Consider the following 21,334-nt stretch of genomic DNA (forward strand, 5'->3'; position numbering starts at 1 on the left):
CGTGCCCGGGCACTCACGCGCAGGGCCCGGTGCGCGCCTCGGGCAGGGCCTCGGCGATCGCCCGCCGCTGCGGGGCGATGGCCTCCTCCCCGACGAACCAGAGGTCGGCGTCCGGGCCGCGGACCGGCACGGCGACCAGGACGTGGTCGCCCTCGTGGAGCCGGCGGGGGGCCCCGAACGCGGGCTCGTCGCCCTTGACGAAGGTGACCGCCCGCCCGTCGCCCCCGGCGGGCCGGTAGGACCGGGTCACGTCGAGGGTGACGCGTTCCCGCCCCGTTCCGGGGACCGGGACGACGTCGGTCACCGTCCCCTCCGCGAGCAGCCGGGTGCAGGCCAGATAGGCGGGCGAGCCGAGCGGGCCCCTCGACTCGTGCGGGTCCTCCAGGGCGGAGTCCGCGGCCTTCGCGCCCGACATGGCGTCGTCGCCGCCCCCGGACTGCACGGCCGGCCAGCCCAGCCCCACGACGACGGACGCGGCAGCGGCGGCGGCCAGCCCGCCGAGGGCGAAGCGCACGGCCCGCGGCCGGCGCCCGGACCGCCGCTCCGGCCCGGTACGCCGGGCGGCGCGCGGAGCGGGGGCGGGCGCCGGCTCGGCGCTCAGCGCGTGCCCGATCACCTGAAGCTGCTCGCGCAGCAGGGCGACGTCGGCCTCGGCCTGCCGGTACTCGGCCAGCAGGGCGGCGTCGGCCCGGGCCTCCTCGGACAGCGGCTCACCGGTGACCACGGCCAGCAGCGGGTCGTTGCGGCCGGAACCGCCCTGCCCGTCGTGTTCGACGGTCACGTCACACCACCTCGTCCTCGTGCAGCCGGGCCCGCAGGGACCGGACCGCCGTGTGCAGCCTGCTCTTGACCGTGCCCTCGGGGATGCCGAGCTGCTCGGCGATGGAGCGCACCGGCAGGTCGGCGAAGAAGCGCAGCACCACGACCTGGCGCTGGGCGGCGGGCAGCTCGTCCAGCCCCTGGGCGACGGCCACGGAGAGCACGCTGGCGTCCTCGCCGGACGGGTGCTCGAGCTGCCGCAGCGAGGCCAGGCGTTCGCCGATCCGCTCCTGACGGCGCTTGGCGCGGTGCCAGTCGACGGCGAGGTTGGAGGCGACGACCGCCGCCCACGCGGAGACGTCCCGCGGTGCCTCGCGTCCGCCGGCGGCGCGCTCCAGCAACCGCAGGCGGACCTGCTGCACCCCGTCCGGCAGGTCCGCCTGCGGCACCCCGCCCAGGGCGAGCACCGCCCGCACCCGCCGCTCCTGGGCCGCGTCCAGCGGGTCGTCGGCACCGTGGTCCGCCCGGTACGCCCCCTGGACGCGGCGGGCCATTCTGCGCAGCACAGCCACCCCTCTCCTCGCCGCGTTTCCCCTAGGACGCGGCGGGGGGCGGAAACGTTCGGTCCGGCCGCCGGAGGCGTACGTCACACCGGGCCCGGGACCGGGACGCCGCGCACCCGCCCCGCCCGGCCCGCGGTCCGGCGCCGCCCGCGGCCCCGGTCTGGACGAACCCCTGTCCCGCGGGCGCCCGATCGCAAGATCTCGCGGTCCCCACCGGCTCCCGGGCACATTCGTCCAGCTCCCCGGACCGGGCGGCAGGGGCCCGGGGGACGCCGCTGACCAGGAGTGATCGTCCGGTCCTCGGGCAAAGGATTGGACACACCGGCCGGGGTGCCCCGCATGATGGAAGGGTCCCGCCCGCCCGGCCGGGCGTACGCACGTCACGCTAAGGAGTCCCCGTGAAGGTAGGAATCGTCGGAGCCACCGGCCAGGTCGGCACGGTCATGCGCAGGATCCTCGCCGAGCGGGACTTCCCGGTCGACGAGCTGCGCCTGTTCGCCTCGGCCCGTTCGGCGGGGACGGTCCTCGACGGGATCACGGTGGAGGACGCCTCCGCGGCCGACTACACCGGCCTGGACATCGTGCTGTTCTCCGCGGGCGGCGCCACCTCCAAGGCGCTGGCCGAGAAGGTCGCCGCGCAGGGCGCGGTCGTGATCGACAACTCCTCCGCGTGGCGCCGCGACCCCGAGGTCCCGCTGGTGGTGTCGGAGGTGAACCCGCACGCGGTCGCCAACCGCCCGAAGGGCATCATCGCCAACCCGAACTGCACCACGATGGCCGCGATGCCCGTGCTCAAGCCGCTGCACGCGGAGGCCGGCCTCGAGGCCCTGGTCGTCGCCACCTACCAGGCGGTGTCCGGCTCCGGTCTCGCCGGTGTCGACGAGTTGTTCGAGCAGGTCCAGAAGGTCGGCGCGGACGCCCCGAAGCTCACCCACGACGGCTCGGCCGTGGAGTTCCCGGCGCCGGACAAGTACGTCGCGCCGATCGCGTACAACGTGCTGCCGCTGGCCGGTTCGATCGTCGACGACGGCCTGAACGAGACCGACGAGGAGCAGAAGCTCCGCAACGAGTCCCGCAAGATCCTGGAGATCCCCGAGCTGAAGGTCTCGGGCACCTGCGTGCGCGTCCCGGTCTTCTCCGGCCACTCCCTCCAGGTCAACGCGCGCTTCGCCCGCCCGATCAGCCCGGAGCGCGCCAAGGAGCTGCTCGCCGGCGCCCCGGGTGTCGCCCTGACCGAGGTGCCGACCCCGCTCCAGGCGGCCGGTCAGGACCCGTCGTTCGTCGGCCGGATCCGCTCCGACGAGACGGTGGAGAACGGTCTCGCCTTCTTCGTCTCCAACGACAACCTGCGCAAGGGCGCGGCGCTGAACGCGGTGCAGATCGCGGAGCTGGTGGCGGCCGAGCTGACCACCAAGGCCCAGCAGTAGGACGCGGGCGGTCGTCCGCCGTGGGGCGGTCCTCCCCCCGTGCGGCGGTCGTCCGCCGTGGGGCGGTCCTCCCCCCGTGCGGCGGTCGTCCGCCGTGGGGCGGTCCTCCCCCCGTGCGGCGGTCGTCCGCCGTGGGGCGGTCACCGGGAGCCGGTGGCCGCCCCTTCGCCGCTCTCCGGCGCCGGGACCGGCCGCCGCAGCAGATAGCCGCCGGCGGCCGACACCAGGACGGCCATGCAGGCGATGAACACCAGTCCGGCGCCCTCCAGCCCCATCGGCCCCGACAGCACGCCGACCCCGATCACCGGCACCGAGATGCCCGTGTAGGCGACCACGAACAGGGCCGAGATCACGGCCGCGCGCCGGTCCGCGCCGGACGCCCGGGCCACCGCGGCCACCGCGCCGCGGAACGACAGTCCCTGCCCGACGCCCCCGACGACCGCGCTCAGCACCACCAGCGGCAGCAGCGCCCAGTGCAGCGCGCCCGCCAGCAGCGCGAGGCCGGCGAGCAGCGCGGCGCAGCCCAGGGGCAGCGACCGGCCCACGCCGACCCGGCCGACGGCGAGCTGCCCGGCGGTCGAGGAGAAGAACGCCAGGGCGACGACGGACCCGCTCAGCGCGTGGTCGTGCACGTCCAGGGACTGGGCGAGGAACGACGGGCTCACCGAGGTGAACACCCCGAAGAGGGCGAAGCCCACGAAGGCCGCGGCGGCCGCGGGCCCGAACACCGCCCGCACCCGGGGTGGCAGTCCGGGCCGCTGCGGCCGAACGGTCCGCAGCGGCCGCCGCTCCCGCACGGTCTCCGGGAGCCGCAGCAGGACGGCGGCCGAGCAGGCCACCAGGGCGAGGTGCACGAGGAACGGCAGGTGGAGCGGCCGGGCGGCGTACTGCGCGAGCACCCCGGCGAGCAGCGGCCCGCAGCCCAGCCCGCCCATGTTGGCTGCGGTCGCCACGAACGTGGCCCGGGAGGCGTCGCCGCGCGGGGCCAGCTCCATCACGTACGCGGTGGCCGCCCCGGTGAACAGTCCGGCGGACAGACCCGACAGCAGGCGCCCCGCGTACAGCCAGCCCAGCGCGGTGGCGCACAGGAAGCAGACGGCGCTGGCCGCCGCGAAGCCGAGGCCGCACAGCAGCACCGGCCGCCGGCCCACCACGTCGGAGGCGTTGCCGGCCAGCAGCAGCACGCCGATGACACCGAACGCGTAGACGGCGTAGACGACGGTGACCGTGAGCTCGGAGAAGCCGAACTCCTGCTGGTAGAGGCCGTAGAGGGGGGTCGGCAAGGTGGTGCCGGCCATGCACACGGCGAACACCGCCCCGCCCAGCAGGCAGCGGCGCCGGCCTCGACGATCTTCGTCCATGCCGCCGACGGTAACCGCGCCCGCCCGCCGCCCGCTCCCGGCGCGCCGCGCCGGCCGGCGGGGCCGCGTCGGCGACCGGACGGGCCGGGCGGCCCGCGTCCGGTCAGGCGGGCCGGGCGGTCTCCTCCACCACCCGTATGCCGAAGCCGTACGACCCGAGGGCCTGCGCGATGCCGATGAACAGCAGGCTGTAGTGCTCCTGTCCGCGGGCGGTGGCGATGCCGCCGAGGTCGAGCAGACAGTCCGCGGGCCAGCCCAGGTCCCGCAGGAGTCCGGACACCGTCCGCTTGGCCTCGGCGTCCTCCCCGGACAGGAACAGCGTGGAGGGGCCCTGGACCGAGTCCGGGGCGATCATCAGCTTGCGGTCGACGGTGCAGAGCGTCTTGACCACCCGGGTCGCGGGGAACGTCCGCTGGATCTCCTCGCCGAGGCTCTCCCCCGGGTGGGACAGGGAGCCGTCCGCGGTGAAGCCGACGGCCACGTCGAGCAGCACCTTGCCGGCGAGCGCGTCCGCGCCCACGGACGCCAGCAGCTCCACGGAGGCCGTGCCGGGCGTGGCGTTGACGACGACCGGCGCGTCGGCGACGGCGGCGGCGAGGTCCGTCAGCGGCAGGTCCCCGGTGCGCGACCGGGCCTCCCGCGGCCGGCGTGAACCGAGGACGACGTCGTGGCCGGCGCGCAGCCAGCCGCGGGCGAGGTGGCGGCCGACCGTGCCCGTTCCGAGAATGGCGATCTTCATGCCCCGAACGGTAGGGCGGCGAGCGGTGCCGCCGCGTCCTTCCGCGGAACGGTCCGCCGTACTCCTTCGGTCCTCGGTCCGCCGAAGGGCACCCGGCGGGAACCGGGTGCCCTCCTTGGCGTACGGGAACGTACGGGACGCTCCCGCGGGGGGACTACTCGGCGGCCGTCGCCGCGTCCGCCGCCTGCGCCCGCAGCGCCCGCTCGACGCCCGCACGGGACTCCGAGACGAGCCGGCGCAGGGCCGCGTTCGGCTCGGCGGAGGCGAGCCAGGCGTCCGTCTTGTCCAGCGTCTCCTGCGAGACCTGCACGGACGGGTACAGGCCGACGGCGATCTGCTGGGCCATCTCGTGCGAGCGGGACTCCCACACGCCCTTGAGCGCCTCGAAGAACCGGTCGGTGTACGGCGCCAGCAGCTCGCGCTGGTCGGTCTGGACGAATCCGCCGATCACCGCCTCCTGCACGGCGTTCGGCAGCTTGTCGGACTCCACGACCGACGCCCAGGCCTCCGCCTTCGCCTCCGGTGTGGGACGGGCGGCGCGGGCGGTCGCCGCGTGGCGCTCGCCGGCGGCCGTCCTGTCCCGCTCGTACTCGGCGGCGATCTCCGCCTCGTCGTAGCGGCCCGTCGCGGCCAGCCGCTGGACGAACGCCCAGCGCAGCTCGGTGTCCACGGCCAGGCCCTCGACGGTCTGCGTGCCGTCGAGCAGCGCCTCGAGCAGGTCGAGCTGCTCCGGGGTGCGGGCGGTCGCGGCGAACGCGCGGGCCCACGCCAGCTGGTGGTCGCTGCCCGGCGCGGCGGACCGCAGGTGGGCCAGGGTGGCCTCGGTCCAGCGGGTGAGCAGCGTCTCGCGGGCGGCCGGGGCGGCGTACAGGTCGATGGCCAGCTTGACCTGGCGGTGCAGCGACTGCACCACGCCGATGTCGGACTCCTTGCCGATGCCGGACAGGACCAGGGACAGGTAGTCGCGGGTGGCCAGCTCGGCGTCGCGGGTCATGTCCCAGGCGGACGCCCAGCACAGGGCGCGCGGCAGGGAGGCCTCGAAGTCGCCCAGGTGCTCGGTGACCGTCCTCAGGGACGCCTCGTCGAGGCGGACCTTCGCGTACGACAGGTCGTCGTCGTTGAGCAGGACGACGGCCGGGCGGCGCTTCCCGGCGAGCTGCGGCACCGCGGTCAGCTCGCCGTCGACGTCCAGCTCGACGCGCTCGGTGCGCACCAGCTTGCCGGACGTCTCGTCGAGGTCGTACAGGCCAACCGCGATGCGGTGCGGGCGCAGCACGGGCTCGCCCTGGGCGCCGGCGGGCAGGGCGGGGGCCTCCTGGCGGATCGCGAAGGAGGTGACGGTCCCGTCGGCGTCCGTCTCGATCTCCGGGCGCAGGATGTTGATGCCGGCCGTCTCCAGCCACGCCTTCGACCAGGCCTTCAGGTCGCGTCCGGAGGTCTCCTCCAGGGCGCCCAGCAGGTCGCTCAGGCGGGTGTTGCCGAAGGCGTGGCGCTTGAAGTAGGCCTGCACGCCGCGGAAGAACTCGTCCTCGCCGACGTACGCCACGAGCTGCTTGAGCACGCTGGCGCCCTTGGCGTAGGTGATGCCGTCGAAGTTGACGAGCACGTCGTCCAGGTCGCGGATGTCCGCCATGATCGGGTGCGTGGACGGCAGCTGGTCCTGCCGGTACGCCCACGTCTTCATGGAGTTGGCGAACGTGGTCCACGAGTGCGGCCAGCGCGAGCCGGGGGCCGCGGCCTGGCAGGCGATGGAGGTGTAGGTGGCGAACGACTCGTTGAGCCAGAGGTCGTTCCACCACTCCATGGTGACCAGGTCGCCGAACCACATGTGGGCCAGCTCGTGCAGGATGGTCTCCGCGCGGACCTCGTACGCCGCGTCGGTCACCTTGGAGCGGAAGACGTACTGGTCGCGGATGGTGACCGCGCCCGCGTTCTCCATGGCGCCCGCGTTGAACTCCGGGACGAACAGCTGGTCGTACTTCTCGAACGGGTACGCGTAGTCGAACTTCTCCTGGAACCAGTCGAAGCCCTGCCGGGTCACCTCGAAGATGGCGTCCGCGTCCAGGAACTCGGCGAGCGAGGGCCGGCAGTAGATGCCGAGCGGGACGCTCTGCCCGTCCTTCTCGTAGACGCTGTGGACGCTGTGGTACGGCCCGACGATGAGCGCCGTGACGTAGGTCGAGATGCGCGGGGTCGGCGCGAACTCCCAGACGTTGTCCTTGGGCTCGGGCGTGGGCGAGTTCGAGATCACCGTCCAGCCCTCCGGGGCGCGCACGGTGAACCGGAACGTCGCCTTCAGGTCCGGCTGCTCGAACGAGGCGAACACCCGGCGGGCGTCCGGGACCTCGAACTGGGTGTAGAGGTAGGCCTGGTCGTCGACCGGGTCGACGAACCGGTGCAGGCCCTCACCGGTGTTGGTGTACGCGCAGTCGGCGGCCACGCGCAGGACGTTGCGGCCCTCCAGCAGACCGGGCAGGGCGATCCGGGAGTCCCGGAAGACCTCCGCGGGGTCCAGCGGGTCCCCGTTGAGCGTCACCTCGTGGACGGCCGGAGCCACCAGGTCGATGAACGACTCCGCTCCGCCCTCGGCGACGTCGAAGCGCACCGTGGTCACGGACCGGTAGGTACCGCCCTCCTGCGCGCCGGAGAGGTCGAGATCGATCTCGTACGAGTCAACGGTGAGCAGCTTCGCCCGCTGCTGCGCCTCTTCGCGAGTCAGGTTTGTGCCAGGCACGCGGTCATCTCCTCGAATGTGTGGGTTGCGTCATCCTTCCACGGGACCTCCACCGAACGCGATGTCCGGATACCGCCGGTCAGCGGGCCGCCCGCGCGTGACGCTGGAGCCATGACGACGTACACCGCACGCCCCGTCCCGCCGGAGGTCCTGAAGGAGCTGCGCTCCGCCGACGACGCGGGACGCGGGACGGTTCCCGTGACCGACGAGGAGGGCGGCGCGCCGCTGCGCTGCTGCCTGCGCCGCAGCGCACCCGGCGAGTCGGTCGCCCTGGTCTCCTACGCCCCGTTGCGCCGCTGGGCGGCCGGCACGGGCGCCGACCCGGGCGCGTACGACGAGCAGGGTCCCGTCTTCATCCACGCGGACGACTGCCCCGGCCCGGAGGGCGACGGCCTGCCCTTCACCGGCTCCCACCGCGTCCTGCGCCGCTACTCGGCGGCGGGCCGCATCCTCGGCGGGCACCTGGTGACACCCGAGGACTCCTTCGCGTCCGCCCTGGGTCGGGCCTTCGCCGACCCGGAGGTGGCGCTGGTGCACGTGCGGGCCGTGGAGTACGGCTGCTTCCTGTACGAGGTGCGGCGCCCCGGGGACCACTGACCGGCGTCCTGGCGGGCCGGTGCCTCAGGCGGTCCGCTCCGCGGCCTCCCGCAGGGCCGCCAGGACCCCGCGCACGGCGGGCGCCTCCGCCGCGCCCTTGCGGACCGCCGCGACCACATGCCGGTGCGGGCGGTCCGCCGTCAGTTCACGCATGACGACGCCCGCCCGCCGCGCGCCCACCATCCGGGGCACCAGGGCGACGCCCATCCCCGCCTCCACCATCGCCAGGATCGCCGTCCAGCCGGCCGCCGAGTGCCCCTGGACCGGGCTGAACCCGGCCGCCTCGCAGGCGCCGCGGGTGATGTCCGACCAGGGGCCGCTGCCGCCGAAGATCCACGGCTCGGCGGCGAGGTCGGCGAGCCGCACGCCGTCGGCCGCGGCCAGCGGGTGGTCGCGGGGCAGGGCGAGGTCGAGGGGGTCGGCGAGCAGCGGCACGAGGGTGAAGCGGGGGTCCGCCGCCGTGGGCGCCTGGGCGGCCAGGGACACGGCCAGGTCGGTGTCCCCTGCGGCCAGCAGGTCGTACGCCTCCGCCGCCTCGGTCTCCCGGACCCGTACGGTCACGCCCGGCCGGGTCGCCCGCAGGGCCCGCACCGCCGGGACGACCAGCGCGGGCACGGCGGTCGGGAAGGCGCCCACCCGCACCTCGCCGGCCTCGCCCCGCGCGTACGCCGCCAGCTCGGCGTCGGCGCGCTCCAGTTGCTCGAACACCGCCTCGGCGTGCCGGAGCACGAGCCGGGCGGCGTCGGTGAGCCGCACCCGCCGCCCCTGCGCCCGCAGCAGCGGCACCCCGAGCTGGCGGGAGAGGTTCGTCAGCTGCTGGGAGACCGCGGACGGGGTCATCCGCAGTGCCTCGGCCGTCGCGGTGACCGTCTCGCGTTCGCGCAGCGTGCGCAGGATCTGGAGCTTGCGGATGTCCCACTCGGCCATGCCGGCCAACCTACGCGAGGCGGGCGTGCCTCAGCGGCGGGCCCCCAGGACGACCCCGCCGAGGATCAGGGCCGCGCACAGCGCCTGGGCCCAGCCGGTCGCCTCGTCGAGCAGGGCCCAGGACAGCAGGGCCACGCAGACCGGCTGGAGGTAGTAGACGACTCCGGCGCGGCTCGGGCCGACCAGCGCGACCGCGCGGTTCCAGGCGAAGAAGGCGAGCGCCGAGGAGACGGCCCCGACGTACAGCAGGGGCAGCACGGTGGCCGCGGTCGGGGTGAAGCCGCCCTGCGCGGCGAGGCTCACGCCCTGGGCGGGCAGCAGCAGGACGGCGCCGATCAGGAAGGTGGTGAACAGGAAGGCGGTCCCGCCCAGTTCGGCGGGTTTGCGGCGGAGCAGCGCGCTGTAGGAGGCGAAGCAGCAGGCGGCGGCGATCATCCACAGGTCGCCGGCGGCGAAGTGGGCGCCGTCCCGGCCGAGCAGGAGCAGGACGCCCGCGCAGGCGGTCAGCAGTCCGGCGATCCGGCGGGCGCCGAGCCGGACGCCGCCCGCCCGTTCGAACACCGCCATCAGCACCGGGGACGCGGCCATGATCATGCCCATGGTGGCGGCGGGAGTGGTGAGTCCCGCCTGGTTGACGAGGGTGTTGTAGACGGTGACGCCGAGGAAGGACGCGAGGACGACGAAGCCGAGGTGACGCCGGACGAGTTCCCGCTGCCGCCAGGCCTGCCGGGCCCCGAAGGGGGCGATCACGGCGAGCGCGATCACCCAGCGCCAGAAGGCGTGCTGCACGGGCGGAACGCTGTCGTGCAGGGCGCGGGAGGTGACGAAGGAGCCGGACCAGACGACCGTGGCCAGAGCGGCGAGGGCGAGCCCGAGGACGGGGGCGACTGTTCCCGGGTCCGCTGCCGGGGGCTTCCGGGAGCCGGGAGGACCGGGCGCTTCGGGGGCTTCGGGGGCTTCGGGCGCTTCGGGGCTGGAGGTGGGGGTGGGGGCGGGGGTGGGGGTGGACGTGGTGGTCCTGGGCGGGACTGGGGCCACGGAGGTCCTTTCGGCGGAGGGGTTCGAGCGCGGTGGACCTACCGTCGCGCCCCCGTACCTGTCACGTCCATCGAAACTTTCCGATCGTTCCTTTCAGTGGAACTGAACGATGTGGCCGTCACGGTCGCCCGCCGCGCCCCGCGCGGGGCGAGCTGCCCCGCCATCGTCGCGCCGAAGGCCAGCACCATGCCCGCCAGCTGCACCGGCGTCAGGGTCTGGCCGAGCGCGGCCCAGCCCACGACGGCCGCGGTGAGCGGGGAGAGCGGGCCGAGGAAGGTGACCTGGGTGGCGGTGAGCCGCCCGATGCCGCGGAACCAGAGCCAGTAGGCGACCGCGGTGTTGGCGAGCGCCAGGTAGAGGTAGCCGCCGGCCGCCGCGCCGTCCAGCGCGGGCGGCGCCCCCTCGACCAGGAAGGCGAGCGGGGCGATGAGCAGTCCGCCCGCGGTGAGCTGCCAGCCGGTGAGGGCGAGCGGCCCGACGCCGTCCGGGCGGCCCCAGCGCTGGGTGAGCACGGTGCCGAGGGACATGGAGGCGGTGGACCCCAGGGCGGCCAGCACCCCGACGGCGTCCAGGGCACCGGCCGCCTGGAGCACGACGAGGCTGACGCCGAACGCGGCGACGATCGCGGCGAGCACCGACCGGGTGGTGGGCCGGCGGCCCAGCAGCAGGGCGGAGAGCCCGATGACGAACAGCGGTCCGGCCGAGCCGACGACCGCGGCCATCCCGCCGGGCAGCCGGTACGCGGAGAGGAACAGCAGCGGGAAGAAGGCACCGATGTTGAGCGCGCCCAGCACCGCCGCCTTGCCCCACCAGATGCCGCGCGGCAGCACCCGGGCGAGGGCGAGCAGCACCAGTCCGGCGGGCAGGGCCCGCAGCGCAGCGGTGAACAGGGGGCGGTCGGGTGGCAGGAACTCGGTGGTGACGGCGTAGGTGGTGCCCCAGGAGACGGGGGCGAGGGCGGTGAGCAGGACGGTCGTGGACCGCTTCATGGCGGGTCCCTTCGGAGGATTCAGCTTGGCACTAAGTAGCTTAGCGCTAAGCAAGTTTCCCACAAGCTACTTTCTTGCGGCCGACCCACCTCGGGCGGATACTCCTGCCATGACGCGAAGCCGCCCCCAGAACCAGCCGGACCGGCCCGCCCCCGACGCGGTCGACGCGATCATCGAGCAGTGGGCCGCCGTGCGCCCCGACCTCGACACCCGCGCCATGGAGGTCTTCGGCCGGGTCCACCGCCTGTCCCGCGCGATGGCCGACCGCACGGAGCAGGCGTACGCCCGCTTCGGCATCTCCCGCGGCGAGTTCGACGTCCTCGCGACCCTGCGCCGGTCCGGCGAGCCGTACACCCTCTCCCCGCGCCAGCTCGCCGCCACCCTCATGCTCACCACCGGCGGCATGACCGGCCGCCTCGACAAGCTCGAACGCGCCGGGCTGCTGCGCCGCTCCCCCGATCCGCACGACCGCCGCGGCCTCCAGGTCACCCTCACCGACGAGGGCCTGTCCCTGGCCGAGGAGGCGGTCGGCGCGGGCCTCGCCGCCCAGACCGAGGCCCTGGCCGCCCTCACCGACGAACAGGCCCGCCACCTGGCGGACCTGCTGCGGCTGCTGCTGGCGGGAACCGCCTAGGTGTACACCTGCGCGGCGTCACCGCCCCGCCCCGGAGCGGGTGCGTCCGCGCGCCCCACGTGGACGGTGAGGGCCCGCTCGACGTCCGTCGCGGTGGCCGTGTCGGACGCCCACGCCACATAGCCGTCCGGGCGGACCAGCACGGCGGTGCGCCGCGGGCTCCGCCACCGCGCGGTGGTGAGGCGGTCCGCGCGGGCGGGGCCCGGATCGAGGGGGGCCGGAGTGATCAGGACGAAGCGGAGGCCGCGCAGCGCCTCGTGGAGGCGGGTGCCGTCGGCGAGGCGGAGGTCGGGGACGCGGGCGCCGGTCAGGGGGTGGGCGCCGCGGGGCGCGGGGTAGCGGTAGCCGATGCCGGTGATCCGGCCGAGGACCCGGCGCCGGACCGGTCCGGCGAGGCCGGCCAGGGCGGCCGTGGCGGCGCGCAGCGCCACCGCCGTGGGACGCCTCGCCTTGGCCAGCCGGAGGATGCCGCCGCTGCTGCGCAGCACCGCCCTGCCGACGGGGTGGCGTTCGCGGTGGTAGGTGTCGAGCAGGTCCGGGCCGGCGTGGCCGTGGAGCACCTGGGCCAGCTTCCAGCCGAGGTTGGCGGCGTCCTGGAGACCCGTGTTCATGCCCTGGCCGCCCGCGGGGCTGTGCACGTGGGCGGCGTCGCCGGCGAGGAGGACCCGGCCGACGCGGTAGGCGGGCACCTGGCGCTCGTCGCTGTGGAAGCGGGACAGCCAGCGCGGATCGTGCATGCCGAAGTCGTCGCCGAGCGCGAGCCGGGCGATCTCCTTGACCTCCTCCAGGTCGACGGGGACGTCGTCGGGGAGGTCCCGGCCGTGCCGCCAGGCGGCGACCCGGTGGTAGCCGTCGCCGAAGGGCGCGACGAGCGCGAACGCGCCGCCGACCGTGTCGGCGGTGACCAGGTCCGCGTGCTCGGGGGCCAGCCGGACGTCGGCGAGGACGATGGAGCGGATCACGGAGCGGCCGGGGAAGGGCAGTCCGACGGCGTCACGGACGACGCTGCGCAGGCCGTCCGCGCCCACGGCGTACGCGGCGCGCCACGTGCGCGTCCGGCCCTCGCGGTCCTCGGCCTCGACGGTCACACCGGCCGCGTCCTGGGTCAGCCCGGTCACCTCGGTCTCGTACCGGAACTCCGCTCCCGCCTCCACCGCCCGCCGTTCCAGGACCTTCTCCACCTCGTACTGCGGGACGACCAGCAGGTGCCGGAAGCGGGAGCGGAGGGTGCCGAGGTCGATGTCGAGGCCCCCGAAGAGGCGCAGTCGTCGCAGGGGGTGGCCGATGGCCTCCAGTTCGTCCGCGAGGCCGCGCGCGTCGAGCTGTTCCAGGGTGCGGGCGTGCACGACGAAGGCGCGGGTGAGGTTGCTGGTCCGGTGGGGGCGCTTCTCCAGGACGGTGACCGGCACACCGGCGGTGGCGAGGTCACCGGCGAGGAGGAGCCCGGTGGGCCCGGAGCCCACGACGATCACCGAGCGGGGGGTGGTGGGAGTGGTGCCAGTGCCGTGCATCGTGGCCTCCTGGATGCCAACGCCTGTTGGTCAACGTTTGTTGGTCAACGCCTGTTGGCAACATAGGACGCACCCGGGTCGCAGTCAACGCTTGTTGGCCAACGCTTGTGTACCTACCCTCGTCCGCATGACCGACCGCCCCCGCGTCCGCCGCTCCGACGCCACCCGTACCGCCATCCTCGAAGCGGCCCGCGAACGCTTCGCCGCCGACGGCTACGACCGCGCCACCATCCGGGCCATCGCCGCCGACGCGGGCATCGACCCCTCCATGGTCATGCGCTACTACGGCAACAAGGAGGGCCTGTTCGCGGCGGCCGTCGCCGTGGACCTGGGGCTGCCCGGCCTCTCCGAACTCCCCCGCGACACCGTCGGCCCGGCCGTGGCGGGGCACTTCCTCGACCTGTGGGAGGGGAACGAGGTGCTGACCGCCCTGGTGCGGGTGGGCGCGGCCAGTCAGGCGGGGGCCGAGCGGATCCAGGGCGTCTTCCGCGAGCAGCTGCTGCCGGTCGCCCACCGGATCTGCCCGGACCCGGAGCAGGTGCCCGCGCGGGCCGCGCTCGTCGCCTCGCAGCTCCTCGGCCTCGCGCTCACCCGGTACGTGCTGCGCATCCCGCCGGCCGTGGACCTGACCCGCGAGGAGATCGTGGCGTGGCTCGGGCCGACGCTCCAGCGGTACCTCACCGCGCCGGCCCCCTGACCCGGGGAGCGGCGCGGGACAACGCGACCGGGGGCGCCGGCCTCGCCCACGTACCGCGAACACGCGTACATGGGCGAGGCCGGCGCCCCCGGTGGAAGCGACGCCGTACCGTCGGCCGGGGCCGAGGGTCAGGCCTTCGACTGGGCGTTGGCCTTCGTCTTGATGTTCGTGCTGGTCACCCGGTGCTTCTCCTGGGACCGGTCGAGGACCATCACCAGACCCGCGATCACCGCGAACAGCGCGATCGGGGCGATGACGTAGAGGCCCAGCGTCTCGATGACGCTCAGGCCCGGGCCGGGGTCGTCGCCGTCGTCGCGCACCAGCGCGCTCGCGGGGGACGACATGAGCAGCATCATCAGCGTCGTACCGGCGGCCAGGGCGCCGGCGCGCAGGGCGTTCTTCTTGTCCACGGTCCCAAAAGTAGCGAACGCCGGCAGGGGCCGCGCGTCCGGGGTGCCCGTACGAGCCCCCCGGCGCCGCCCCCCGGGCCCGCGCGCACCTCCGTACCGGCCTCCGGCCGCCCTCACGAGCCGCCCCCGTCCCCGCCGGGCGTGCCGCGCAGCACCTCGGTCAGGGCGCGCAGGCGCGGGGAGGCCGCCAGGTCCTCCAGGGTGACCGGGCGCCCGTGCGCGTCCGCCACCGGCAGCCGCCAGTTGGGGTACTCGTCCCAGGTGCCCGGCAGGTTCTGCGGGCGGCGGTCGCCGACACCGTCCGGCAGCCAGACGCCGATCATGCGGGCCGGGGTGCGCAGCAGGAAGCGGTGGACGGCCCGCACCCCGGCCTCCTCCGACGCGCCGTCCGCGCCTCCGCCGGTGCCGGGCAGCAGCCCGAGCCGGGAGAGGTACGCCAGCCACTCCGCCGTGTCCGCCGCGGCCTCCGCCCGCTCGTCGGCGACCGGGCGGGCCAGCAGGCCCAGCCGGTCGCGCAGGTCGACGTGTTCGCCGGTGAGCCGGGCGGCGGTGGGCGGCAGGTCGTGGGTGGTGGCGGTGGCGAGGCAGTCGGCGCGCCACGCCTCGGGCGGCAGGGGGCGGCCGTCGCCGTCCCAGTCCCGCTCGAACCAGAGCACGGACGTACCGAGGACGCCCCGCTCGCGCAGCCGCTCGCGGACACCCGGCTCGACGGTGCCCAGGTCCTCGCCGATCACCACCGCGCCGGCCCGGGACGCCTCCAGGACCAGCACGGCGAGCATGGCCTCCGCGTCGTAGCGGACGTAGGTGCCCTCGGTCGGGGGAAGCCCCTGCGGCACCCACCAGAGCCGGAACAGGCCCATGACGTGGTCGATCCGCAGGGCGCCGGCGTAGCGGAACAGCCCCCGCAGCAGGGCGCGGTAGGGGGCGTAGCCGGTGGCGGCGAGGCGGTCCGGGCGCCAGGGCGGCAGGCCCCAGTCCTGGCCGCGGGCGTTGAAGGCGTCGGGCGGGGCGCCGACGGACATGCCGGCCGCGAAGTACTCCTGCTGGGCCCAGGCGTCCGCGCCGCTGGGGTGCACCCCGACGGCCAGGTCGTGCACGATCCCGATCGGCATGCCCGCCTCGCGCGCGGTGCGCTGGGCGGCGGTGAGCTGGCCGTCGGTGAGCCAGGCCAGGCGGCAGTACAGGTCGACGCGGTCCAGGAGGCCGGCCCGCGCCCGGGCGGTCTGCGGGGAGCGGGGGTCGCGCAGCCCCGCGGGCCAGTTCCGCCAGTCGGTGCCGTGCACCTCGGCGAGCGCGCTCCAGGTGGCGTGGTCCTCCAGGGCCTGTCCCTGTCCGGCGAGGAAGTCGCTGTAGGCGGCCTGGCGGCCGGGGCCGAGCGGGACCGCGCACAGCAGCTCCAGCGCCTCCCGCTTGAGGTCCCACACGGCGTCCCGGTCGATCAGTTCGCCCTTCTCCAGCACGGCCTCGCGCAGCCGGGCCGCCCGCTCGGACAGCGTGCGCAGCCGCTCGCCGCCGGGGCCGTGGACGGCGTGGGCGTACTCGGGGACGTCCTCGATCCGCAGGTGGACGGGGTCGGGGAAGCGGCGGGAGGAGGGGCGGTACGGGGAGGGGTCGGTGGGGGCGCCGGGCACGGCCGCGTGCAGCGGGTTGACCTGCACGAAGCCGGCACCGAGGGCGCGGCCGGCCCAGGCGGTCAGCTCGCCGAGGTCGCCGAGGTCGCCCATGCCCCAGGAGCGCCGGGACAGCAGGGAGTAGAGCTGGACGAGCAGGCCGTAGGAGCGTCCGGGCGGGCTGGGCAGCCGGGCCGGGGCGACCACCAGGTGGACGTCTGCGGTGCGGCCGTCGGGCGCGGCGGCGGTCAGCCGGTGCACGCCGGGCGGCAGCTGTTCGGTGGCGGTGTGGGTCTCGCCCCGCTCGGTCTCGATCCGCAGCCGGGTCCCGGGGGGCAGCGCGGCGAGCGCGTCGGGGACGGGGCCGCCGCCCCAGCAGACCACCGTGGGCGGCAGCAGCCGTTCGTCCAGTTCGCGGCGGCGCGCGGCGAGCGCGGCCCGGACCGCCTCGGGGGTGCCGGCGTCGACGCCGAGCGCGCCGAGGGCGCGGACGACGGCCGCGGCGGAGGCGGCGACCGTGCGGTCGGGGGACGGGCGGTAGGAGGTGGCCACGCCGTGCAGCTCGGCGAGCCGGGCCAGTTCCTCGCCGGGCGGACCTGGATCGGCGGGTCCGGCGGGTCCGGCGGCGTCGGCTGGTTCGGCCGGGCGGGGCGCGGTCATCTACGGCCTCGTGGAGTCGGCGTCCGGGGCGGCGAGCGGCGGCTCGCTGGTGAGGGGTTCGGCGTCGGGGAGCGGGGGTTCGCTGGTGAGCGGGGCCTGGGCGCAGGAGCTCTCGGCGCTGAAGGCGCACGGGCCGGGCTGGGCGCGGAGCCGGGCGCCGGGTTCGCCGGCGGGGTCGGCGGCGTGTTCCGCCGTGCGTTTGGACAGGGCGGGGAGGAGCAGGTCTGCCAGTGCCGTCACGGGTGGCCTCCTGGTCGGTCGCGGTCTCGGGCGCCGGGTCCGGCGTCGAGCGGTCACCGCAGCCCTACCCCGTGAGCGCGCGGGCAGACGCCCCGAGCGGCGCCGACCGCACTTCTCGTCACATTCCACACCGATCCACCTCCCTCAGATTCCGGCAATCCACGCATCACGGCCACCCCCGTTGACACCCTCACCCCCGGATGGTGGGCTCGGTCACCCGTGACGGTGCCGTCCGAGTGCTCCGGCGGCCACGAGGGCCGCGAGCGCCGCGACAGCCACCGGAGGGACGTTCGACCGAGGGAGGGGCCCGTGCAGCTGCGGCGTGGAAGGGGCGGCGCGGCAGCACTCGCGTTCGCCGTCGTCGCCGGAACCCTGGGCGGTGCCCCGGCCGCCATGGCGGCCCCGCCCGCACCCGGCACCAGCGCACCCACCGCCGCCGGGACCGCCGGGACCACGTCCCCCGCGCCGGCCGTCTGGCCCCGCCCGCAGTCCCTGCGCGCCACCGGCGCCCCCGCCACGGTCACCGACGAGGTCGCGCTGGTCGGCGACGGCACGGCCACGGCGTCCGACCTGGCGGCACTGCGCGCGGTGCTGCGGGAGGCGGGCGCCCGCCGGATCGCGGCGCTCTCCCCGGGCGATCCGCTGCCCGCGGGCGCGCTGGTGGTGCGCGTGGGCACGGAACGGGCGCGCGCCGGCGACCGGCGGGCGCTGCCCGCGGGCGGCTACCGGCTCGTCACCGGCCCGGACGGCGTCACCCTCTCCGGCGCGGGCGAGGACGGACTCTTCCACGCCGTGCAGACGCTGCGGCAACTGGTGCGGCCCGGCGGCACGATCGCGGGCGCGGAGATCCGCGACTGGCCCGGCACCGCCGCGCGCGGCACCGCGGAGGGCTTCTACGGCACTCCCTGGACGCACCGCGAGCGGCTGGCCCAGCTGGACTTCATGGGCCGCACCAAGCAGAACCGCTACCTGTACGCCCCGGGCGACGACCCGTACCGGCAGGCCCGCTGGCGGGAGCCGTACCCGGCCGCGTCGCGGGCCGAGTTCCGGGAGCTGGCGGAGCGGGCGCGCCGCAACCACGTGACGCTGGGCTGGGCGGTGGCGCCGGGCCAGGCGATGTGCTTCGCGTCGGACGCGGACGTGCAGGCGCTGACCCGGAAGCTGGACGCGATGTGGGAGCTGGGTTTCCGGGCGTTGCAGCTCCAGTTCCAGGACGTCAGCTACAGCGAGTGGCACTGCGAGGAGGACGCGGACCGGTTCGGGTCGGGTCCCGAGGCCGCGGCACGGGCCCACGCGCGGGTGGCGGACGCGGTCGCCCGGCACCTGGCGGAGCGTCACCCGGGCGCCGAAGCCCTGACGGTGATGCCGACCGAGTACTACCAGGAGGGCACCACCGCGTACCGCGAGGCGCTGGCGGGCGCGCTGGACGCGGAGGTGGCGGTGGCCTGGACCGGGGTCGGGGTCGTCCCGCGGACCATCACCGGCCGGGAACTGGCCACCGCGCGGGACGTGTTCCGCCACCCCCTGGTCACCATGGACAACTACCCGGTCAACGACTACGCGCCCGGACGGGTCTTCCTCGGCCCGTACACCGGGCGGGAACCGGCCGTCGCGACCGGCTCGGCGGCACTCCTCGCGAACGCGATGGAGCAGGCCGCCGCGTCCCGCATCCCGCTCTTCACGGCCGCCGACTACGCCTGGAACCCGCGCGCCTACCGCCCGGGCGAGTCCTGGCGGGCCGCGATCGACGACCTGGCGGGCGGTGACGAGGACCGCCGGGCGGCGCTGGCGGCCCTCGCCGGGAACGACGCGTCCTCGGTGCTCGGCGGTGAGGAGTCGGCGTATCTGCGCCCCCTGATCGCCGAGTTCTGGCGCACCCGCGCGGGGAGCGGGGAGAGCCGGACGGGTGACGGGAGCGCGGCGAACGCCGAGCGGCGGCTGCGAGAGGCGTTCGCGGTGCTGCGCGAGACGCCCGGCCGGCTGCGCGGCACCGCGCTGGCCGGCGAGGTCGCCCCCTGGACGGAACAACTGGCCCGGTACGGCGAGGCGGGCCTGGCCGCCCTCGACATGCTGGGCGCCCAGCGCGCGGGCGACCCGGCGGCGGCCTGGACCGCGTACCGCGCCCTGGGCGGCCTGCGGTCGCGGCTCGCCGCCTCCCGGGTGACGGTCGGCGAGGGGGTGCTGGACCCGTTCCTGGCCCGGGCGCGGCGGGCGTACGAGGCGTGGGCGGGCCTGGGCACCGAGCCGGGCGCGCCGGCGGGCGACCGCGCCGACGGCCGTACGGTGCGCTTCCCGCGCGCCCGCGCGCTGACCGCCGTGACGGTGCTGACCGAGCCGGGCACCGGGGGCACGGTCGAGGCGCGGGTGCCCGGCGGGGGCTGGCGCCCGATCGGCGCGCTGGACGCCTCCGGCGCCACGGAACTGACGGTCCGCCTGCGCGCCGACGCGGTACGGGTCACCGGCCCGGCACCCTCACGCGTGCGGCACCTGGTGCCCTGGTACGCGGACGCGCCCGCCGCCTCGCTGACGACGGAGCGCGACGAGCTGGACGCGGACCTCGGCGGCACCCTGCGGATCGGGGTGCGGCTGACGTCCCTGCGGCCGGCGGAGGTGCGCGGGCGGCTCACCGCCGAGGCGCCCGAGGGCATCGCCGTGCGCGTCCCGGCCGGCGTGCTGGCCGTCCCGCGCGGGACGTCGGTCCGGGTGCCGGTCGAGGTGCGCGTCCCGCGCGGGGCGCCCGCCCGGTCGTACGGGATCACGCTGGCGTTCGGCGGGGTGACCCGCACGCTCACCGTCCGCGCGGTGCCGCCGACCGGCGGGCCGGACCTGGCGCGCACCGGCACCGCGCGGTCGTCCGGTGACGAGACGCCCGACTTCCCGGCGTCCGCGGCGAGCGACGGCGACCCGGGCACCCGCTGGTCGTCCCCGGCGGAGGACGGCGCCTGGTGGCAGGTGGAGCTGGCGGAGCCGGTCCGGCTGGGGCGGGTGGCGCTGCGCTGGCAGGACGCGTACGCGTCGGCGTACCGCGTGCAGGTCTCGGCGGACGGCCGCCGCTGGCGCACGGCCGCGACCGTCCGGGAGGGCCGCGGGGGCCGCGAGGAGCTGCGGATGGACGAGCGGAACGTGCGGTACGTGCGCGTGCTGTGCGACGAGCGGGCGACCCGGTACGGCTGTTCGCTGTGGTCGGTGGAGGCGTACGCGGTCCGCGACTGAGCCCCTGTCGGACCCCCGGCGCTGCGGTCGGCCCCGGGGCGGTCGGCCCCGGGTACGCGGCGCTCACCGACGGCGCCGGGCGGCGCCCTGACCGGCGCCGCCGGTCCCGCTCGCCGTCCGCCGCGGACCGCCGGGCCGGCCGCGGCGGCCTCGCTGCCGCTGCCGCGCCGCCCGGCGCCGCCCGGGGAGCCGCGGTACGCCTGACGCGGCCGGACCCCGCACGGGCAGGCCGACGGGACCGGGGTCGACGGGGGCCGTCCCGGTCCACCGGCGGCGCCCGCACCCCCCTGTCCGCCCGCCCCGGCCCGCCCGTCCATCCGGGTTTCGTGCGCCTGCGCGGCGACGCGCCGCGCGCGTGCCCGGGCAAAGCCCGGACCGTCAGGCGGAGATGCCGTCGATCCGGGCGAGGGCGTCGTCCGCACCGAACGGCCGCAGGTACGGCAGCCAGCGCGGATCCCGGTGACCGGTCCCGATGATGCGCCAGGCCAGACCGGTGGGCGGGGCGGGTTTGTGGCGCAGCCGCCAGCCGATCTCGCCGAGGTGGCGGTCGGCCTTCACGTGGTTGCAGCGGCGGCAGGACGCCACCACGTTGTCCCAGACGTGCTTGCCCCCGCGCGAGCGCGGGATGACGTGGTCGACGCTGGTTGCGACGCCACCGCAGTACATGCACCGGCCCCCGTCGCGGGCGAACAGCGCCCGGCGGGTCAGAGGAACGGGCCCCCGGTAGGGAACCCGCACGAATCGCTTCAGCCGGACCACGCTGGGTGCGGGGACTGTGACGGTCGCGCTGTGCAGATGGGCGCCGGACTCCTCGAGGCAGACGGCCTTGTTCTCGAGGACGAGGACGAGCGCGCGGCGGAGCGGTACGACGCCGAGGGGCTCGTACGACGCGTTGAGGACCAGGACATGCGGCACGGATGCCTCCTTGTACGCCGGCGGCGCGTGGCTCGCGCCGGGACGATCTGCAGTCAGTCTCCCCTCATGCCTGGTGAACGCGCCACCATGTCCCGGTAACGGGCTGGGAGTGTTTTCGACCACATCTGATTCATCCCCCGCGGGGGGACCCGTTCAAGCCCAGGTGAGTCCGGTCTCTCCTTCACGAACCGGGCGGGTGCGCACACAATGCCCCGTTAGTGTGGTGGTTCTGCCCGTCCGGTGACCTTCCCGTGACCCGAACCGCCCGTGACCCGAACGACTCCGCCGGAGGCAGACCGCTGCACCTGGA

At 75.8% G+C, this 21,334-nt stretch carries 18 protein-coding genes; 5 read left to right on the forward strand and 13 right to left on the reverse strand.

Features of this window, described 5'->3' with window-relative positions; genetic code table 11:
• Positions 1-13 precede the first annotated feature (13 nt).
• Entirely contained in the window at positions 14-781 is a 768-nt protein-coding gene (locus SGLAU_RS11920) for a hypothetical protein (protein ID WP_043500900.1), read from the reverse strand.
• 1 nt (position 782) lies between these two features.
• Positions 783-1,325, reverse strand: coding sequence for an RNA polymerase sigma factor (locus SGLAU_RS11925; RefSeq protein WP_043500901.1), 543 nt, complete (start codon positions 1,323-1,325; stop codon positions 783-785).
• 395 nt (positions 1,326-1,720) lie between these two features.
• On the opposite strand from SGLAU_RS11925, the gene SGLAU_RS11930 reads away from it, so the two are divergent.
• Positions 1,721-2,749 carry an aspartate-semialdehyde dehydrogenase gene (locus tag SGLAU_RS11930; protein WP_043500902.1) on the forward strand — a complete coding sequence of 343 codons (1,029 nt, stop codon included), beginning with the start codon at positions 1,721-1,723 and terminating at the stop codon, positions 2,747-2,749.
• 140 nt (positions 2,750-2,889) lie between these two features.
• Here the strand turns inward: SGLAU_RS11930 and SGLAU_RS11935 are convergent, their stop codons facing one another.
• The 3 genes from SGLAU_RS11935 to pepN form a co-directional block, all read right to left on the reverse strand.
• Positions 2,890-4,110: an MFS transporter gene (locus SGLAU_RS11935; protein ID WP_043500904.1), complete on the reverse strand. Its 1,221-nt coding sequence runs from the start codon at positions 4,108-4,110 to the stop codon at positions 2,890-2,892.
• A gap of 103 nt (positions 4,111-4,213) precedes the next feature.
• Entirely contained in the window at positions 4,214-5,065 is an 852-nt protein-coding gene (locus tag SGLAU_RS11940; RefSeq protein ID WP_279627998.1) for an NADPH-dependent F420 reductase, read from the reverse strand.
• Positions 5,004-7,583 carry an aminopeptidase N gene (gene pepN / locus SGLAU_RS11945; protein WP_043500907.1) on the reverse strand — a complete coding sequence of 860 codons (2,580 nt, stop codon included), beginning with the start codon at positions 7,581-7,583 and terminating at the stop codon, positions 5,004-5,006. The genes SGLAU_RS11940 and pepN overlap by 62 nt, the downstream gene beginning before the upstream one ends.
• A 111-nt stretch (positions 7,584-7,694) precedes the next feature.
• Between pepN and SGLAU_RS11950 the strand changes: the two genes are divergently transcribed.
• Positions 7,695-8,180 (forward strand): DUF1203 domain-containing protein, encoded by a 486-nt coding sequence (locus tag SGLAU_RS11950; protein WP_043500909.1) that lies wholly within the window; start codon positions 7,695-7,697, stop codon positions 8,178-8,180.
• A gap of 24 nt (positions 8,181-8,204) precedes the next feature.
• Here the strand turns inward: SGLAU_RS11950 and SGLAU_RS11955 are convergent, their stop codons facing one another.
• Genes SGLAU_RS11955 through SGLAU_RS11965 form a run of 3 tightly spaced genes read right to left on the reverse strand, consistent with a single transcriptional unit; the run spans position 8,205 to position 11,134 of the window.
• Positions 8,205-9,107: a LysR substrate-binding domain-containing protein gene (locus tag SGLAU_RS11955; RefSeq protein ID WP_043500911.1), complete on the reverse strand. Its 903-nt coding sequence runs from the start codon at positions 9,105-9,107 to the stop codon at positions 8,205-8,207.
• Positions 9,108-9,137: 30 nt separating this feature from the next.
• Positions 9,138-10,145 carry a DMT family transporter gene (locus SGLAU_RS11960; RefSeq protein ID WP_043500913.1) on the reverse strand — a complete coding sequence of 336 codons (1,008 nt, stop codon included), beginning with the start codon at positions 10,143-10,145 and terminating at the stop codon, positions 9,138-9,140.
• Between the two features lie 38 nt (positions 10,146-10,183).
• A complete protein-coding gene (locus SGLAU_RS11965; RefSeq protein ID WP_043500915.1) occupies positions 10,184-11,134 on the reverse strand; it encodes an EamA family transporter in 951 nt (316 codons plus the stop codon).
• 109 nt (positions 11,135-11,243) lie between these two features.
• Here SGLAU_RS11965 and SGLAU_RS11970 point away from each other — a divergent pair, with 109 nt between their 5' ends.
• Positions 11,244-11,768 carry a MarR family winged helix-turn-helix transcriptional regulator gene (locus SGLAU_RS11970; protein ID WP_043500917.1) on the forward strand — a complete coding sequence of 175 codons (525 nt, stop codon included), beginning with the start codon at positions 11,244-11,246 and terminating at the stop codon, positions 11,766-11,768.
• Here SGLAU_RS11970 and SGLAU_RS11975 read toward each other — a convergent pair.
• Entirely contained in the window at positions 11,765-13,279 is a 1,515-nt protein-coding gene (locus tag SGLAU_RS11975) for an FAD-dependent monooxygenase (RefSeq protein WP_052413719.1), read from the reverse strand. The genes SGLAU_RS11970 and SGLAU_RS11975 overlap by 4 nt on opposite strands.
• Before the next feature lie 127 nt (positions 13,280-13,406).
• On the opposite strand from SGLAU_RS11975, the gene SGLAU_RS11980 reads away from it, so the two are divergent.
• A complete protein-coding gene (locus SGLAU_RS11980; protein ID WP_043500918.1) occupies positions 13,407-13,976 on the forward strand; it encodes a TetR family transcriptional regulator in 570 nt (189 codons plus the stop codon).
• A 128-nt stretch (positions 13,977-14,104) separates the two neighbouring features.
• Here the strand turns inward: SGLAU_RS11980 and SGLAU_RS11985 are convergent, their stop codons facing one another.
• The 3 genes from SGLAU_RS11985 to SGLAU_RS11995 form a co-directional block, all read right to left on the reverse strand.
• Positions 14,105-14,386, reverse strand: coding sequence for a hypothetical protein (locus tag SGLAU_RS11985; protein ID WP_043500919.1), 282 nt, complete (start codon positions 14,384-14,386; stop codon positions 14,105-14,107).
• A gap of 113 nt (positions 14,387-14,499) precedes the next feature.
• Positions 14,500-16,656: a 4-alpha-glucanotransferase gene (gene malQ / locus SGLAU_RS11990; protein WP_078957688.1), complete on the reverse strand. Its 2,157-nt coding sequence runs from the start codon at positions 16,654-16,656 to the stop codon at positions 14,500-14,502.
• Positions 16,657-16,896: a hypothetical protein gene (locus SGLAU_RS11995; protein ID WP_043500921.1), complete on the reverse strand. Its 240-nt coding sequence runs from the start codon at positions 16,894-16,896 to the stop codon at positions 16,657-16,659.
• Positions 16,897-17,205: 309 nt separating this feature from the next.
• On the opposite strand from SGLAU_RS11995, the gene SGLAU_RS12000 reads away from it, so the two are divergent.
• Entirely contained in the window at positions 17,206-20,109 is a 2,904-nt protein-coding gene (locus SGLAU_RS12000; protein ID WP_043500924.1) for a beta-N-acetylglucosaminidase domain-containing protein, read from the forward strand.
• A gap of 378 nt (positions 20,110-20,487) precedes the next feature.
• On the opposite strand, the gene SGLAU_RS12005 is transcribed toward SGLAU_RS12000, so the two are convergent.
• Positions 20,488-21,024 carry an HNH endonuclease gene (locus SGLAU_RS12005; RefSeq protein ID WP_043500926.1) on the reverse strand — a complete coding sequence of 179 codons (537 nt, stop codon included), beginning with the start codon at positions 21,022-21,024 and terminating at the stop codon, positions 20,488-20,490.
• Positions 21,025-21,334: the final 310 nt, after the last annotated feature.

This window comes from Streptomyces glaucescens (assembly GCF_000761215.1).
GTDB lineage: Bacteria > Actinomycetota > Actinomycetes > Streptomycetales > Streptomycetaceae > Streptomyces > Streptomyces glaucescens_B.